The sequence below is a fragment of the Ramlibacter sp. bp-362 genome (assembly GCF_054956735.1).
Genome location: NZ_JBUDXE010000003.1, coordinates 260,506 through 274,316, shown reverse-complemented (window position 1 = coordinate 274,316; position 13,811 = coordinate 260,506). Strand labels below are relative to the sequence as shown.

Annotated in this window: 15 protein-coding genes and 1 tRNA gene; 11 read left to right on the top strand and 5 right to left on the bottom strand. The window is 71.5% G+C overall.

Annotated features, from left to right (window positions below):
* Positions 1-11 precede the first annotated feature (11 nt).
* Together ACY0MJ_RS05790 and ACY0MJ_RS05785 are read right to left on the bottom strand one after the other, a co-directional pair.
* Positions 12-809, bottom strand: coding sequence for a GntR family transcriptional regulator (locus ACY0MJ_RS05790; RefSeq protein ID WP_462637377.1), 798 nt, complete (start codon positions 807-809; stop codon positions 12-14).
* Positions 810-904: 95 nt separating this feature from the next.
* Positions 905-1,660 (bottom strand): SDR family NAD(P)-dependent oxidoreductase, encoded by a 756-nt coding sequence (locus tag ACY0MJ_RS05785; RefSeq protein WP_462637376.1) that lies wholly within the window; start codon positions 1,658-1,660, stop codon positions 905-907.
* 23 nt (positions 1,661-1,683) lie between these two features.
* Between ACY0MJ_RS05785 and dnaQ the strand changes: the two genes are divergently transcribed.
* The 3 genes from dnaQ to chrA all read left to right on the top strand — a co-directional run bounded on the left by dnaQ (position 1,684) and on the right by chrA (position 3,757).
* Entirely contained in the window at positions 1,684-2,400 is a 717-nt protein-coding gene (gene dnaQ, locus ACY0MJ_RS05780; protein ID WP_462637375.1) for a DNA polymerase III subunit epsilon, read from the top strand.
* A gap of 23 nt (positions 2,401-2,423) precedes the next feature.
* A tRNA-Val gene (locus tag ACY0MJ_RS05775) sits at positions 2,424-2,498 on the top strand.
* Between the two features lie 35 nt (positions 2,499-2,533).
* Positions 2,534-3,757, top strand: a complete 1,224-nt coding sequence (chrA, locus tag ACY0MJ_RS05770; RefSeq protein ID WP_462637374.1) for a chromate efflux transporter — start codon at positions 2,534-2,536, stop codon at positions 3,755-3,757.
* Between the two features lie 12 nt (positions 3,758-3,769).
* On the opposite strand, the gene ACY0MJ_RS05765 is transcribed toward chrA, so the two are convergent.
* Complete coding sequence (locus ACY0MJ_RS05765; protein ID WP_462637373.1) at positions 3,770-3,907, bottom strand: hypothetical protein; 138 nt, start codon at positions 3,905-3,907, stop codon at positions 3,770-3,772.
* A 102-nt stretch (positions 3,908-4,009) separates the two neighbouring features.
* Between ACY0MJ_RS05765 and ACY0MJ_RS05760 the strand changes: the two genes are divergently transcribed.
* The 3 genes from ACY0MJ_RS05760 (at position 4,010) to ACY0MJ_RS05750 (ending at position 5,595) form a co-directional block, all read left to right on the top strand.
* Positions 4,010-4,846 carry a TIGR02587 family membrane protein gene (locus ACY0MJ_RS05760; RefSeq protein WP_462637372.1) on the top strand — a complete coding sequence of 279 codons (837 nt, stop codon included), beginning with the start codon at positions 4,010-4,012 and terminating at the stop codon, positions 4,844-4,846.
* A 5-nt stretch (positions 4,847-4,851) separates the two neighbouring features.
* Positions 4,852-5,295 (top strand): TIGR02588 family protein, encoded by a 444-nt coding sequence (locus ACY0MJ_RS05755; RefSeq protein WP_462637371.1) that lies wholly within the window; start codon positions 4,852-4,854, stop codon positions 5,293-5,295.
* Positions 5,296-5,385: 90 nt separating this feature from the next.
* Positions 5,386-5,595 (top strand): MbcA/ParS/Xre antitoxin family protein, encoded by a 210-nt coding sequence (locus tag ACY0MJ_RS05750; protein ID WP_462637370.1) that lies wholly within the window; start codon positions 5,386-5,388, stop codon positions 5,593-5,595.
* 78 nt (positions 5,596-5,673) lie between these two features.
* On the opposite strand, the gene ACY0MJ_RS05745 is transcribed toward ACY0MJ_RS05750, so the two are convergent.
* Positions 5,674-6,453, bottom strand: a complete 780-nt coding sequence (locus ACY0MJ_RS05745; RefSeq protein ID WP_462637369.1) for a hypothetical protein — start codon at positions 6,451-6,453, stop codon at positions 5,674-5,676.
* A 108-nt stretch (positions 6,454-6,561) separates the two neighbouring features.
* Between ACY0MJ_RS05745 and ACY0MJ_RS05740 the strand changes: the two genes are divergently transcribed.
* Genes ACY0MJ_RS05740 through ACY0MJ_RS05730 form a run of 3 tightly spaced genes read left to right on the top strand, consistent with a single transcriptional unit; the run spans position 6,562 to position 10,048 of the window.
* Positions 6,562-7,221, top strand: coding sequence for a response regulator (locus tag ACY0MJ_RS05740; RefSeq protein WP_462637368.1), 660 nt, complete (start codon positions 6,562-6,564; stop codon positions 7,219-7,221).
* A gap of 2 nt (positions 7,222-7,223) precedes the next feature.
* Positions 7,224-8,534, top strand: a complete 1,311-nt coding sequence (locus ACY0MJ_RS05735; protein WP_462637366.1) for an ATP-binding protein — start codon at positions 7,224-7,226, stop codon at positions 8,532-8,534.
* Positions 8,535-8,593: 59 nt separating this feature from the next.
* Positions 8,594-10,048 (top strand): DegQ family serine endoprotease, encoded by a 1,455-nt coding sequence (locus ACY0MJ_RS05730; RefSeq protein ID WP_462637365.1) that lies wholly within the window; start codon positions 8,594-8,596, stop codon positions 10,046-10,048.
* 19 nt (positions 10,049-10,067) lie between these two features.
* On the opposite strand, the gene ACY0MJ_RS05725 is transcribed toward ACY0MJ_RS05730, so the two are convergent.
* A complete protein-coding gene (locus tag ACY0MJ_RS05725) occupies positions 10,068-11,336 on the bottom strand; it encodes a serine hydrolase (protein ID WP_462637364.1) in 1,269 nt (422 codons plus the stop codon).
* A 121-nt stretch (positions 11,337-11,457) separates the two neighbouring features.
* On the opposite strand from ACY0MJ_RS05725, the gene ACY0MJ_RS05720 reads away from it, so the two are divergent.
* Positions 11,458-12,630: an MFS transporter gene (locus ACY0MJ_RS05720; protein ID WP_462637363.1), complete on the top strand. Its 1,173-nt coding sequence runs from the start codon at positions 11,458-11,460 to the stop codon at positions 12,628-12,630.
* A gap of 59 nt (positions 12,631-12,689) precedes the next feature.
* A complete protein-coding gene (locus ACY0MJ_RS05715; RefSeq protein WP_462637362.1) occupies positions 12,690-13,712 on the top strand; it encodes a uroporphyrinogen decarboxylase family protein in 1,023 nt (340 codons plus the stop codon).
* The last annotated feature ends 99 nt before the right edge of the window (positions 13,713-13,811 follow it).

Below are 13,811 nucleotides of genomic sequence, written 5' to 3'. Positions count from 1 at the left end.
TCCTTTGCGTTTCAGTGGAACTGCGCGGACAACTCTCGGCTGACCCAGACCTTGGCGGCGATGTCGCCGACGCGGGACAGCTGCATCTGGTACTCGTAGCGGTCAGGGCGGTACAGGCCGTGCAGCCACTGCACCGGGCGGCCCTCCTCGTCGTGGATCAGGCGGCGCACGGCGAGCAGCGCCGAGCCCACCGCGACGCCCAGCAGCGGCGCGACCTGCGCGTCGGCCAGGCGCGCCGAGATCGTCTGGCGGGCGCCGCCGAGGCGCACGCCGGCTTCCTCCAGCAGCACGAGGATCGGCTTCTTCGCCAGCTCGCGCTTGCCGAAGCTGCGCGCCAGCGAGCCGGGCACCCAGGTGGTGATGTGCGACAGCGGCCCTTCGCGCGTGGAGCGCACGCGCACTGCCTTCTGCACCGTGGCGCCGGGGGCGAGGCCGAGCGCCTGCGCGACCTCCGGGGGCGCGGCGACGCTGGCCACCTCCAGCACCCGCACGCTGGTGTTGAGGCTGGTGCTGATCAGGTTCTCCAGCAGGCCGTTGAGGCGGCTGGTCTTCGTGGCGGCGGCGCGCGTGGCGCGTGCGGCCGCTTCCGCCGCCGCGATGGGCCGGGTGCCGCGCCCGCGTTCGCGCGTGATCAGGCCCTCGCCCGACAGCTGCTCCAGCGCCCGGCGCACGGTGACGCGCGCAACGCCGAACTGCTGCATCAGCGCGAGTTCACCCGGCAGGCCGTGCGCGAAGCGCCCCTCGTGCAGCTGCTCGCGCAGCACGAGGTACACCTGGTGGTACTTGGGCAGGGGCAGGGCATCCGCCATGGCTGCGCATGGTCTGCCCCGCGTGTTGTCCTGTCAATGGGACATTCGGTGGGACAACTGGACGCCCTGGGTTCCCGCCTCCGCGGGAATGACGGTCAGGAAACCGAGTAGCCGCCGTCGACCGGGATCGCCGCCCCCGTCACGAAGTCGCTGGCGCGGCTCGCCAGGAACACCGCGATGCCCGCGAGGTCCTGCGGCTGGCCCCAGCGGCCCGCGGCCGTCCGCGCCAGCACGCGCTCGTTCAGCCCCGGCACCTCGGCGCGCGCGCTGCGCGTCAGCTCGGTGTCGATCCACCCGGGCAGCACGGTGTTGGCCTGGATGTTGTCCTTCGCCCAGGCCAGCGCCAGCGAGCGCGTGAGCTGCACGATGCCGCCCTTGCTGGCGCAGTAGGGCAGCGCGTAGGGCGCGCCGAGGAAGGACAGGACCGAGCCGATGTTGATCACCTTGCCGCCACCGGCCTTCACCATCAGCGGGTGGGCGGCGCGCGAGCACAGGAAGGCGCTGGTCAGGTTGACGTCCATCACGGCATTCCATTCGTCCAGCGTGAAGTCCTGCGGCGCCCGGCGCACGGTGCTGCCGGCGTTGTTCACGAGGATGTCCAGCCGCCCGTGCCTTTGCCGCACGTCCGCGAACAGGCGCTGCACCGCGGCCTCGTCGGCCACGTCGCAGGGCAGCGACTCGGCGCGCACGCCGGCCGACTGCAGCTCGCGCAACGCCGCCGCGGATTTTTCCGCGTTGCGGCCCACGATGATGACCGTGGCGCCGGCCTCGCCCAGGCCGCGTGCCATCCCCAGGCCGATACCGCCGTTGCCGCCGGTGACCAGCGCGATCCTGTCGGTGAGGTCGAACATGCGCTCAAGCATAATCCCGTGCCATGCGACAGATCGTCCTCGACACGGAAACCACGGGTTTGTCCGCAGAAGCCGGCGACCGGATCATCGAGATCGGCTGCGTCGAGCTGGTGGCCCGCAAGCTGACGGGCAACAACAAGCACTGGTACCTGAACCCGGAGCGCGACTCGCACGAGGACGCGCTGAAGGTCCACGGCATCAGCAACGAGTTCCTGCGCGACAAGCCCAAGTTCGCCGCCATCGCCGACGAACTGATGGAGTACGTGGCGGGCGCCGAGATCATCATCCACAACGCCGCCTTCGACATCGGCTTCCTGAACAAGGAACTGGAGCTCCTGGGGCGCGCGGCCTTCACCGGCCACGTGGCCAAGGTGACCGACACCCTGGCCATGGCGAAGGAGATGTACCCCGGCAAGCGCAACAGCCTCGACGCGCTGTGCGACCGCCTCGGCGTGGACAACTCGGGCCGCACGCTGCACGGCGCGCTGCTGGACGCGGAGCTGCTGGCGGACGTCTACTTCAACCTCACGCGCGGCCAGGACGCCCTGCTGATCGACGAGGCCGACGCCGGCGCCATCGGCGCGATCGTCACGCGCGTGGACCTGCGCCAGTTCACCCTGCCGGTGCTGGTCGCCAGCGAGCAGGAGGCCGCGGCGCACGAGGAAGTGCTGAAGCAGTTGGACAAGGCTTCCGGCGGCAAGACCGTGTGGCGGCTGAACCCGGTTTCTCCTGTGGCATAATCGCGCTCTTGCCACACGGCAGCGGGTGATTAGCTCAGCGGTAGAGCACTGCCTTCACACGGCAGGGGTCACATGTTCGATCCATGTATCACCCACCAATTCCAGACGCCACCTTCGGGTGGCGTTTTCGCTGATGGAAACGAGCGCCGCGAGCACGACTGAACCGACCGGCACCCGCCCCGGCTCGCCCTGGGAGGTCTTCGCCTGCTTCCTGAAGCTGGGCGTCAGCTCCTTCGGCGGGCCGATAGCGCACCTGGGCTACTTCCGCACGGAGTTCGTCGCGCGCCGGCGCTGGCTGGACGACCGCGACTACTCGGACCTGGTCGCCCTGTGCCAGTTCCTGCCCGGGCCCACCAGCAGCCAGGTCGGCATGGCCCTCGGCCTGGGCCGCGCGGGCTGGACCGGTGCGCTGATGGCGTGGCTGGGGTTCACACTGCCTTCGGCCATCGCCCTGATCCTGTTCGCCTTCGGCGTGGCGCAGTGGTCGGCCATCGCGTCTTCCGGCGTGGTTCACGGCCTGAAAGTCGCCGCCGTCGCCGTCGTCGCGCAAGCGGTGTGGGGCATGGCCAAGACCCTGTGCCCGGACCGCCTCCGTGCGATGGTCGCCATCGGCGCGACCCTCCTCGTCGTCGCCGTTCCGTCGGCGCTGGGGCAGGTCGCCGCCATCGCGCTCGGTGCGATCGCCGGGCGGCTCTGGGTGCAGTCCGCCGGCCTGCCGGCCGCGGAGCACCGCGCCTCGCGCGTGGGCCGGCGCGCCGGCGTGGCCTTGCTGGCGACCTTCGCGGTGCTCCTGTTCGCGCTGCCCGCCTGGGCCGCGGTGTCCGGGTCGCTGGTGGCCCAGGCGGCCGCGGTGTTCTACAAGGCCGGCGCGCTGGTCTTCGGCGGCGGCCACGTCGTGCTGCCGCTGCTGCAGGCCGGCGTCGTTCCCCCCGGCTGGATCTCCAATGACGGCTTCCTCGCCGGCTACGGCGCGGCGCAGGCCGTCCCGGGACCGCTCTTCACCTTCGCGGCGTATCTCGGTGCGGCCATGCCGGCGCCGCTCGGTGGCTGGGTCGGCGGCCTCGCGATGCTGCTGGCGATCTTCCTGCCGGCCTTCCTGCTGGTCGCCGGCGCGCTGCCGTTCTGGGAGGCGCTGCGCCGGCGCGCGGGCGTGCAGCGGGCGCTGGCCGGGGTCAATGCCGCCGTCGTCGGCGTGCTGGGCGCGGCGCTCTACGACCCGGTGTGGACCAATTCCATCCATTCGCACGCGGACTTCGCGCTGGCCCTGGCCGCCTTCGGCCTCCTGGTGCACGGGCGGCTCTCGCCGGTGGTCGTCGTCGCGCTGGCGGCGGTGGCGGGCGTGTTCCTGCCGCGCTAAGCGGCTCGGCGCTCAGTCGCCGTAGGTGCTCCAGGGATTCTGGCGCTCGCGCGCGTCCTGGAGCCATTGCAGGTGCGCGTCGCAGCACGGCAGGCAGTCGGGCCGCTCGCTGCAGACGGTCCGCTGTTGCGGGGTGAAGGCTCGGGCCATGGGCGCCTCCGGGCAGGGCGGAAAAAACGGGCGCATTGTCGATCCGATCCCGCGCGCTGCCAACCGGCCCCCGGCCGCGCGCGGCGATGCTATCTTGCGCACATGCGATCCGACTCCGATGCGCATGACCGCGACAGCCGCTTCATCCGCGGCCTGGGCCGCGCCATCGCCGGCGCCATCATCTTCGGCCTGCCGCTGCTGATGACCATGGAGATGTGGCGCCTGGGCGTGTACATGCCCGCGTGGAAGCTGGCGCTGCTGCTGGTGCTGTTCTTCCCCTTCCTGGTGGTGCTGTCCTGGCACTCGGGGTTCGAGCCCACCTTCAGCTGGCGCGACGACGTGGTCGATGCGCTGGTGGCCTACGCCGTCGGCTTCGTCGCGTCGGCCCTCGTGCTGTGGCTGCTGGGACTGCTGGCGCCCGGCATGTCGCTGCGCGAGATCGCGGGCAAGGTGGTGCTGCAGGCGCTGCCGGCCAGCATCGGTGCGCTGCTGGCGCAAAGCCAGCTCGGCGAGCGCGAGGAAACGCAGGTCACGCGCGGCGGCGTCGCCAGCTATGGCAGCGAGCTGTTCGTGATGGCCGTGGGTGCGCTGTTCCTCGCCTTCAACCTGGCGCCGACCGAGGAGATGCTGCTGCTGGCCGTGAGCATGCCGGCCTGGACGGCGGCGCTGCTGATGGGGATCTCGCTGATGGCCATGCACGCCTTCGTCTACGGCGTCGCGTTCCGCGGCCGGCCCGACCCGCGGGGACGTCCCAGCGGCTGGCACCTGTGGCTGCGCTTCACGCTGGTCGGCTACGGCATCGCCTTGCTCCTGAGCGCCTTCATGCTCTGGGCCTTCGGCCGCTTCGACGGCGCCTCGCTCGCCATGGGCTTGCAGGCCGTCGCGGTCCTCGGCTTCCCGGCGGCCATCGGCGCGGCGGCCGCGCGCCTGATCCTCTGACGGCCATGGCGGACCAGTCGCACCGTCGTGAGGACCCGGACCGGGCCGGCGAAGAGCAGGGCGGCCCTGACGACCAGGCGCCCAGCTTCTGGGAATGGGTGCTCGCGGGCGTCGGGCTCCTGCTGCTCGTGGCGAGCGTGGGCTACCTGCTGTACTACCAGTGGAGCTCCAGCGACGCGCCGCCCGACCCGGCGATCGAGGTGATCGCCGTCCACCGGCAGCAAGGGCGCTTCCTCGTGCGCGTGCGCGTGACCAACCGCAGCCACACGACAGCGGCCGACCTGCGCGTGACCGGCGAGCTGCGGCAGGGCGACGCGGTGGTGGAGCGCAGCGAGACGGAGTTCCCCTATCTCGCGGCGGAGTCGTCGCACGAGGGCGGGCTGTTCTTCACGCACGATCCGCGGACGCTGAGGCTGGAGCTGGGGGTGGAGAGCTACCAGGTGCCGTGAGGCGCATGAACCCGCGGCGGACGTTGGCGCGCGCTAGGGGTCACGGCTGCTCGCGTTTCGGCGATGACGGAGGGGCGGGCGCGACTCCAGATGGAAGGCAAGCCGGCTGAATTGGCCGCGCTGCTGATTCGCGCCTACCAGTCGCTCGATCTGCTGGTCGGGTTCGACGCGGAAGCGCGCTCTCTCTGGATGCGGTCGGAGAATCGCGCGTTCAACGCAGTGCCCAAGGATGCCGTGCTGACCGCGGAAGGGCTTGTGCGGGTCGTGACGTACCTCGAAGCAACTGCTTCGGCGGGATGAGCCCTTGCTGACACGGCCTCACCACCTGTGAAAACGCCACCCGAAGGTGGCGTTTTTCATTCCACGCTGAGCCCGGCCTCAGGCCATCAGGTCCTCGGCCAGGTCCGAGGCCCGCTCGGCGCCGCGGCGCACGTTCTTGATGTGGCGCTGCGTCTCGATCGGCAGCTTGGCCGTGTTGACGCCGTTCCACTTGTTGCGGCCCTTGACCGACAGGTTGTAGTAGATCGACACGCCTTCGCGGATCTTGGCGGCGCGCTGCTCGGGGTCGAGCTTCAGGTGCGCGATCTTGTCCTCGGCCCACTCGGCGCCGTGCTTCATGTTCACCGCCGCGGCCGTGACGGCCTGCACCGGGTCGTGCGGGTTCTTCAGGCCCAGGCCGCGCGCGGTGCGCGGCTCGAACTGCGCCAGGCCCATGCTGGACACGCCGTTCTTGCCCATGCCGTCGCGCGGGATCCAGGAGGTCTCGGCATAGATCACGCCGTACACGTCCTCGAAGGTCAGGCCGACCTCGTCGAGGCCGGCGCGCTCGGCGGCGGCCTGCGCCAGCAGCAGGCGCGAGGCTTCGTCCAGGGTCTTGGTCTTCTCGCCGGCGTAGCGCACGGGCACCCAGTTCATGTGGGCGCGCAGCTCGGCGTCCGAGCTGAATTTCAGCGTCATCCTGGCCGGGGAGGCCGCGGCGACGGCCGCCACGGCTTCGGCCGCCGTCGTGCGCTTGGCGGGCGCCGTGGCCGCGGCGACGGAGCGGGGCGCCGCCGCGCTGGACACGGAAGGAACCATCTGGCTCGTCAGGCCTCCGACGAGGCCGAAAACGGCGACGTAGGAGAAGGCGCGGAAGGTGGAGGCTTTCGTGAAGTGCATGTGTCTGGGGTTTCTTACGTTCCTGTAGGAGGCTTCTGATGGACCTGTAGGACGCGGCGAAGTTCGAAGCTCGTCCGGGCACTATTCCAGCGTTAAGCTCCCTGTGTCATGCGAATCCTGCTGGTGGAAGACGACGCGATGATCGGCAAGGCCGTGCTGGACGTCCTGCGCTCCGAGCACTACGCGGCCGACTGGGTGCGCGATGGTTCGGCGGCGGACGCCGCGCTCCTGGCTGAGCCGTACGACCTGGTGGTACTGGACCTGGGCCTGCCGAAGGCCGACGGCCTCTCCGTCCTGCGCGCCCTGCGGGGCCGCCGGGATGCCGTGCCCGTGCTGGTAGCGACCGCCCGCGACGCAGTGGGGGACCGCGTGGCCGGGCTCGACGCCGGCGCGGACGACTACATCGTCAAGCCCTACGACACCGACGAACTCCTGGCCCGCGTGCGCGCGCTGCTGAGGCGCAGCGCCGGGCGGGGCGAGCCGGTGATCAGCCACAAGGGCGTGGAACTGCATCCGGCCACGCGCGAGGCCACGCTGAACGGGCAGCCGCTGAACCTCTCGCCGCGCGAATGGGCGCTGCTGGAACCCATGCTGCAGCGCCCCGGCGCGGTGTTCTCGCGCGCGCAGCTCGAGCGCAAGCTCTACGGCTGGAAGGACGAGGTGAGCAGCAACGCGGTGGAGGTCTACGTCCACGGGCTGCGCCGCAAGCTCGGTGCCGATTTCATCCGCACGGTGCGCGGGCTGGGCTACGTCGTGCCGCGGGATTGAGGATGGCCGATTCCCCTGCATCCTCCTGGTCGCTGCGCCGCCGCCTGCTGACGCTGGTGCTGGTCGCCATCGGCCTGGTCACGGCGCTGCAGGCCGCCACGGCCTACCGCTCCGCCCTGCGCGAAGCGGACCGCATGTTCGACTTCCACCTGCAGGAGGTGGCGCGCTCGGTGCACGGCGGCGTTCCGATCGTGCCGGGCGAAAGTTCCGAATACTCCGTGCAGATCTGGGGGCCCGACGGCACGACGCTGTACCGCTCGCATCGCTGGCAGCTGCCGGCGCAGGCGGTGCTGGGCTTCTCGGATTCGCTCGTCGACGGCGTGCGCCTGCGCATCTACACGCTGCAGACGCCCGAGAACACCATCCAGATCGCGCAGGACCTGGACGCGCGCGAGGCGCGGGCGCGCTCGCTGGCGCTGCGGGCCGTGATGCCGGTCCTGCTGCTCGCGCCCCTTCTCATGCTGGCCGTCGGCGCGGTCATCAGCGGCTCGCTCGCGCCGCTCGCGCGCATGCGCCGGCAGGTCGCTGCGCGCGCGGCGCGCGACCTCTCGCCGCTCACGCCATCCGGCGTGCCCGCCGAAGTCCAGCCGCTGGTCACGGAGCTCAATGCGCTGTTCGCGCGCGTGCGCGAAAGCGTCGAGGCGCAGCAGCACTTCGTGGCCGACGCGGCCCATGAATTGCGTTCCCCGCTCACCGCGCTCAAGCTGCAGCTGCAGGCCGCGCAACGCGCGCGCGACGACGCCACCCGTGCCGCGGCCGTGGCCGAACTGCGCTCCGGCATCGAGCGTGCCATCGGCCTCGTGGAACAGCTGCTCGCACTGGCGCGGCAGGAGGGCTCCGCGCCTGCCGCCGGTGAATCGGTCGACCTGGAGGACCTGGCGCGGCAGGTCGTGTCGGAACTGCTGCCCGCGGCGCACGCGAGCCGGCTCGACCTGGGCCTCGCGAGCGGCACGCCGGTGCAGGTGGGCGCCAGCCGCGAGTCGCTGCACCTGATCCTGCGCAACCTCGTCGACAACGCCATCAAGTACACCCCGGCCGGCGGCCGCGTGGACATCGCGCTCGGCCGCGATCCCCAGGGCGCGTGGCTGGCCGTGGAGGACAGCGGCCCGGGCATCCCGGAGGCCGAGCGGCAGCGCGTGTTCGACCGCTTCTACCGCCTGCCGGGCAGCGCGGGCGCGGGCAGCGGGCTGGGGCTGGCCATCGTGAAGACCGTGGCCGAGCGGCTCGGGGCGCAGGTGCGGCTCGGCCACTCGGAAGCATTGGGCGGCCTGCGCGCCGAGGTGCGCTTCGCCCCCACGGACCAGGCACCTTAAGCGTGGTCTAAGGCTGGGGGCGCACATTCACGGGGTCCAACCTTGGAGGAACCCCGAACATGAGGAACATGAACCTGAAGTCCGCCCCGCTCGTGCTGGCCCTGCTGGGCGCCGGCATCCTCGGTGGCGCGGCGGTCGAATCGATGCACCAGATCCCGGCGACCGCGGCCGTGCTGCCGCCCATGCCCGCGGCCACGGTGCGGTCGCCGGCGGGGGGCGACGCCGTCGTCATGCCGGATTTCCCGCTGATCACGCAGCGCTACGGCCCCGCCGTCGTCAACATCAGCGTGACGGGCCACACCCGCGCTTCCATGCCGGACATGAGCGACCCGTTCGAATTCTTCCGCCGCTTCCAGGGCGGCGCGCCCATGGTGCCGCGCGAAGTGCCGGTGCGCGGCATGGGCTCCGGCTTCATCGTCGGCGCCGACGGCATCATCCTGACCAACGCGCACGTCGTGAAGGATGCGACGGAGGTGATGGTCAAGCTGACCGACCGGCGCGAGTTCAAGGCCAAGGTGCTGGGCAGCGATCCCAAGACCGACATCGCGGTGCTGAAGATCGACGCCAGCAACCTGCCGGTGGTGACGCTGGGCAACAGCGAGAACCTGCGCGTGGGCGAATGGGTGCTGGCCATCGGCGCGCCCTTCGGCTTCGAGAACACGGTGACGGCCGGCGTCGTGAGCGCCAAGGGCCGCTCGCTGCCCGACGACAGCGCGGTGCCCTTCATCCAGACCGACGTGGCGGTCAACCCCGGCAACTCCGGCGGCCCGCTGTTCAACGCGCGCGGCGAGGTGATCGGCATCAACTCGCAGATCTACAGCCAGTCCGGCGGCTACCAGGGCGTGTCGTTCGCGATCCCGATCAACCTGGCCTCGCGCATCAAGGACCAGATCGTCGCCCACGGCAAGGTCGAACACGCCAAGCTCGGCGTCGCGGTCCAGGAAGTGAACCAGACGCTGGCGGACTCCTTCGGCCTCGACCGGCCGGAAGGCGCGCTGGTCGCGAGCGTGGAGAAGGGCAGCCCTGCCGATCGCGCAGGCCTGAAGTCCGGCGACGTGATCCGCTCGGCCAACGGCAAGCCCATCGTGTCCTCCGGCGACCTGCCGGCCGTCGTCGGCATGTCCCGGCCGGGCGACAAGCTGGCCATGGACGTGTGGCGGCAGGGCAAGGAAGTGCACCTGACGGCGGAACTCGCGCGCAGCGGCGACAAGGCCTCGGTCGCCAGCAGCGGCGGCGACGCGGAGCAGGGCGCGCGCCTGGGCCTCGCGCTGCGCCCGCTGGAGCCGCAGGAGCGGCAGGAAGCCGGCGTGAAGGGCGGCGTCATCGTCGAGGACGTGGCCGGTCCCGCGCAGCTCGCCGGTGTCGAGCCGGGCGACGTGGTGCTCGCCGTCAACGGCACGCCGGTTGCGAGCGTCGACCAGGTGAAGGACGCCGTCTCGAAGTCGAAGAAGTCCGTGGCGCTGCTGATCCAGCGCGGCGGCGACAAGATCTTCGTGCCGATCCGCCTGGGCTGATCGCGAAGCGCCCGCGGCTTCAGCTGCTGGAGCCGCCGGGCGCCGCCGCGAAGCTCTGGCGCACGCGCCCCTTGCGATCCTCCTGCTTGCCGGCCGCGACGGCCGTCTTGCCGGAGGATTTCTTCGTGGGCGCCTTGTGGGCCACGGCGGTCTTGCGCCGCGCCTGCTTGCGGGCCGCGGACTTCTTCTGCGGCGCCGCGTCCTGCTTCGCCTCGGCCACCGTCGTGTCGGGCACGCCCAGCTCGGCGACGACCCAGCGGCGCATGCGCTGCGCGTCGTTCATGCGCGCGCCGTTGCTGTCGGCGTCCAGCAGCACCATGATCAGCTCGTGGCCTCCCACGTCGGTGAGCATGGTGAGGCAGCGCCCTGCCTCCACGATGTAGCCGGTCTTCTGCAGCTCGATGTCCCAGCCGGACTTGCTGTTGCGCACCAGCCGGTTGGAGTTGATGTACTGCAGCGAGCGCTTGCCGAAGTCGGCCACGTGCCGCCGGGTGGTGGAGAACTCGCGCAGGATCGGCTGGTTCGCCACGACGTTCACCAGCACGGCGAGGTCGCGCGCGGTCGACTGGTTGCGGTTCGACAGCCCCGTGGGGTCGACGTAGGTCGTGTTCTTCATGCCCAATGCCTTGGCCTTGGCGTTCATCGCCTGCACGAGCGCGGGCAGCCCGCCGGGATAGGCGCGGCCCAGCGCGTGCGCGGCGCGGTTCTCGCTGGACATCAGCGCCAGGCGCAGCGCCTCCTCGCGCGTGAGCTGCGTGCCCACGCGCAGGCGCGAGCGGCTGTGCCGCACGTTGTCCACGTCGTCCTCGGTGATGGTCAGCACCTCGTTCATCGGCTGCTTCGCCTCCACCACCAGCAGCGTCGTCATGAGCTTGGTGAGCGAGGCGATCGGCAGCACGGCCTGGTCGTTCTTGCGCAGCAGCACTTCGCCGGTGCCGCGGTCCACGACCAGCGCCACGCTGGAGTTGAGGTGCAGCGGGTCGGGCGTGCGGTGCAGGCCCGCGGCGCGCGCGAACGAGAGCGTGGGCCCGGCCGGCGTGGCCGAGGCCGGGCCGCGGTCGGTTTCCGACTCCTCGGGCGGCACCGCCTCGGTGCCGGGCGGCGGCGGCGCCGCTTCGGTCTCGGGCGGAGCCGCCGGCAGCGGGGCCGGCGATGGCACGGCGGCGATCCGGGTGTCGGCTTCGGGAGCGTGCCTGTGCCGGTAGGCGAGGGGCAGCAGCGACCCGGCCGCGACGAGGGCGACGAGGAGGGCGGCCAGGCTGAGGTTTCTTTTGCTGGAAGAGCGCATGGGCGGGTCCTTCCCGGGGGACTCTACCCAGCCGCCCCGGCCCGGACCGCAGCGAAACGGACGAAGCTTCTGTAGTCCTCCGACGACGGCAAAGGCGGGCACGGTAACATCGCGGCCTCCGATGCCCGGGCGCTTTCCCCCTTCCGACCCCCACCATCCCGCCGCACCGCTGCGCCTGATCCTCCTGCTGACGGTGTGCCATGCCAGCTTCGGCGGCGCCCGCCTCGCGATCTCCCTGCAAGCGCTGCACCTGCAGGCCTCGCCCCTGGTGGTCGGACTGCTGATGAGCCTGATGATGTTCGTGCCGACCTTCGTGGCGGTGCAGGTCGGCCGCTGGGTGGACCGCAGCGGCTACCGCGTCCCCACGGGCCTGGCGCTGGCGGGTGTCGCGGCCGGCGAACTCACGGCGGCGCTGCTGCCCTCGCTGCCGGGACTCGCGCTCGCGAGCGTGCTGGTGGGCACGTCCTTCATGCTGGCGCACGTCGCCGTGAACAACGCCATCGGCCACCTCGCCGGCGCCGAGGGCCGCACCCGCGCCTTCGGGCTCATGGCCGTGGGCTTCTCCGCGTCGGCGCTCGTGGGTCCGCTGCTCGCCGGCGCCGCCATCGACGGCATCGGCTATCGCCGCGCCTTCCTGCAGCTCGCGCTCCTGCCGGCCGCCGCCGCGGCCCTGCTGCGCGGCGCGCCCGTGTTGCGGCGCGCGGCGGGCGCTGCGCCGGCCTTCGGGCGCGGTGTCGCCGACCTGCTGCGGCTGCCGCCGCTGCGGGCCGTGCTGATCGTGAGCGGGCTGATCTCCGCGGGCTGGGACCTCTTCACCTTCCTCGTGCCGCTGCACGGCGCCCGCAGCGGTTTGTCCGCGACGGCGATCGGCATGGTGGCGGGCGCCTTCGGCATCGGCAGCGCCACCGTGCGCCTGGCGCTGCCCTGGATCTCGCGCCGCGTGCCGGAATGGAAGCTGCTCGGCACGGCGCTCGTGCTGGCGGGCGCCGGCTACGCGGCCTTTCCCTTCTGCGACACCGTCGGCACGATGCTGCCGCTGGGCCTGGTCCTCGGCATGGTGCTGCGATGCGGGCAGCCGGTGGTCATGAGCCTGCTGCACGTCACGGCGCCGCCGCAACGCACGGGCGAGGCCGTGGGCCTGCGCGCCGCGATCACGAGCCTGAGCCAGACCGTGCTGCCACTGGCCTTCGGCGCGTTCGGCACGGCGGCAGGCATGCTGCCGCTGTTCTGGGCGGCGGCGGCCATGCTGGGGCTCGGTGGCGGCTACGCCGCGCGGCGCCGGCAGCTCACGTAAGGCCTGTTGCGCGGCCGCGCCCGCTGTGCGAGATTGCCGGCTCCATCCGAGGAGACCGCATGCTGTTCCCCACCACGATCGTCGGCAGCTACCCGCAGCCCGACTGGCTGATCGACCGCGCGAAGCTCGCCGGCCGCTTCCCGCCGCGCGTGCGCGCCCGCGAACTGTGGCGCGTCGCCGAGCCCTGGCTCGCGCAGGCACAGGACGACGCGACGCTGCTGGCGATCCGCGCCCAGGAGGACGCCGGCCTGGACATCGTCTCCGACGGCGAGATCCGGCGCGAGAGCTACTCCAACCGCTTCGCCACGGCGCTGGAAGGCGTGGACCTGGACAACCCCGGCACGGCGCTGGACCGCTCGGGCCATCCGAACCCCGTGCCGCGCATCGTGGGCCGCATCCGCCGCATGCGGCCCGTGGAGGTGGACGACCTGAAGTTCCTGAAGGCGCACACCACGCGCAAGACCAAGATCACGGTTCCCGGCCCGTTCACCATGCTGCAGCAGGCGCAGAACGACTTCTACGCCAGCGAGGAAGAAGCGGCGATGGACTATGCGGCCGCGGTCAACGAGGAGATCCGCGACCTGTTCGCCGCCGGCGCGGACGTGGTGCAGGTCGACGAGCCCTACATGCAGGCGCGGCCCGAGAAGGCGCGGCAGTACGGACTGCAGGCGCTCAACCGCGCGCTGGAAGGCGTGCAGGGCACGACCTGCGTGCACATCTGCTTCGGCTACGCGGCGGTGATCCATGCGCGGCCGAGCGGCTATTCCTTCCTGCCGGAGCTCGCCGGCTGCCGCTGCCGCCAGGTGTCCATCGAGACGGCGCAGTCGCGCCTGGACACGCGGGTGCTGCGCGAACTCGACGGCAAGCAGGTGCTGGTCGGCTGCCTCGACCTGAACGACCTGGAGGTGGAGACGCCCGAGGTGGTGGCCGACCGCATCCGGCGGGCCCTGGAGCACATCGCACCCGAGCAGGTCATCCTGGCGCCAGACTGCGGCATGAAGTACCTGCCGCGCGAAGTCTCGCAGGGCAAGCTCGCCGCCATGGTCGAGGCAGCGAAGCAACTGCGGCGCGAATACAGCTGAGGCGGCATCGTCCGACACGCGTGTCGGATCACTCCGACACGCTTTCCGTGCCGTTTTCACGGCTTTGCGAAGGGCTGGGCCAGAACCTTCCGGCGCTGC

Bases quoted from the DNA above. Each gene is read 5' to 3' on its own strand.
- ACY0MJ_RS05790 (WP_462637377.1), bottom strand. From the start codon at position 809: ATGGCGGATGCCCTGCCCCTGCCCAAGTACCACCAGGTGTACCTCGTG.
- ACY0MJ_RS05785 (WP_462637376.1), bottom strand. From the start codon at position 1,660: ATGTTCGACCTCACCGACAGGATCGCGCTGGTCACCGGCGGCAACGGC.
- dnaQ (WP_462637375.1), top strand. From the start codon at position 1,684: ATGCGACAGATCGTCCTCGACACGGAAACCACGGGTTTGTCCGCAGAA.
- chrA (WP_462637374.1), top strand. From the start codon at position 2,534: ATGGAAACGAGCGCCGCGAGCACGACTGAACCGACCGGCACCCGCCCC.
- ACY0MJ_RS05765 (WP_462637373.1), bottom strand. From the start codon at position 3,907: ATGGCCCGAGCCTTCACCCCGCAACAGCGGACCGTCTGCAGCGAGCGG.
- ACY0MJ_RS05760 (WP_462637372.1), top strand. From the start codon at position 4,010: ATGCGATCCGACTCCGATGCGCATGACCGCGACAGCCGCTTCATCCGC.
- ACY0MJ_RS05755 (WP_462637371.1), top strand. From the start codon at position 4,852: ATGGCGGACCAGTCGCACCGTCGTGAGGACCCGGACCGGGCCGGCGAA.
- ACY0MJ_RS05750 (WP_462637370.1), top strand. From the start codon at position 5,386: ATGGAAGGCAAGCCGGCTGAATTGGCCGCGCTGCTGATTCGCGCCTAC.
- ACY0MJ_RS05745 (WP_462637369.1), bottom strand. From the start codon at position 6,453: ATGCACTTCACGAAAGCCTCCACCTTCCGCGCCTTCTCCTACGTCGCC.
- ACY0MJ_RS05740 (WP_462637368.1), top strand. From the start codon at position 6,562: ATGCGAATCCTGCTGGTGGAAGACGACGCGATGATCGGCAAGGCCGTG.
- ACY0MJ_RS05735 (WP_462637366.1), top strand. From the start codon at position 7,224: ATGGCCGATTCCCCTGCATCCTCCTGGTCGCTGCGCCGCCGCCTGCTG.
- ACY0MJ_RS05730 (WP_462637365.1), top strand. From the start codon at position 8,594: ATGAGGAACATGAACCTGAAGTCCGCCCCGCTCGTGCTGGCCCTGCTG.
- ACY0MJ_RS05725 (WP_462637364.1), bottom strand. From the start codon at position 11,336: ATGCGCTCTTCCAGCAAAAGAAACCTCAGCCTGGCCGCCCTCCTCGTC.
- ACY0MJ_RS05720 (WP_462637363.1), top strand. From the start codon at position 11,458: ATGCCCGGGCGCTTTCCCCCTTCCGACCCCCACCATCCCGCCGCACCG.
- ACY0MJ_RS05715 (WP_462637362.1), top strand. From the start codon at position 12,690: ATGCTGTTCCCCACCACGATCGTCGGCAGCTACCCGCAGCCCGACTGG.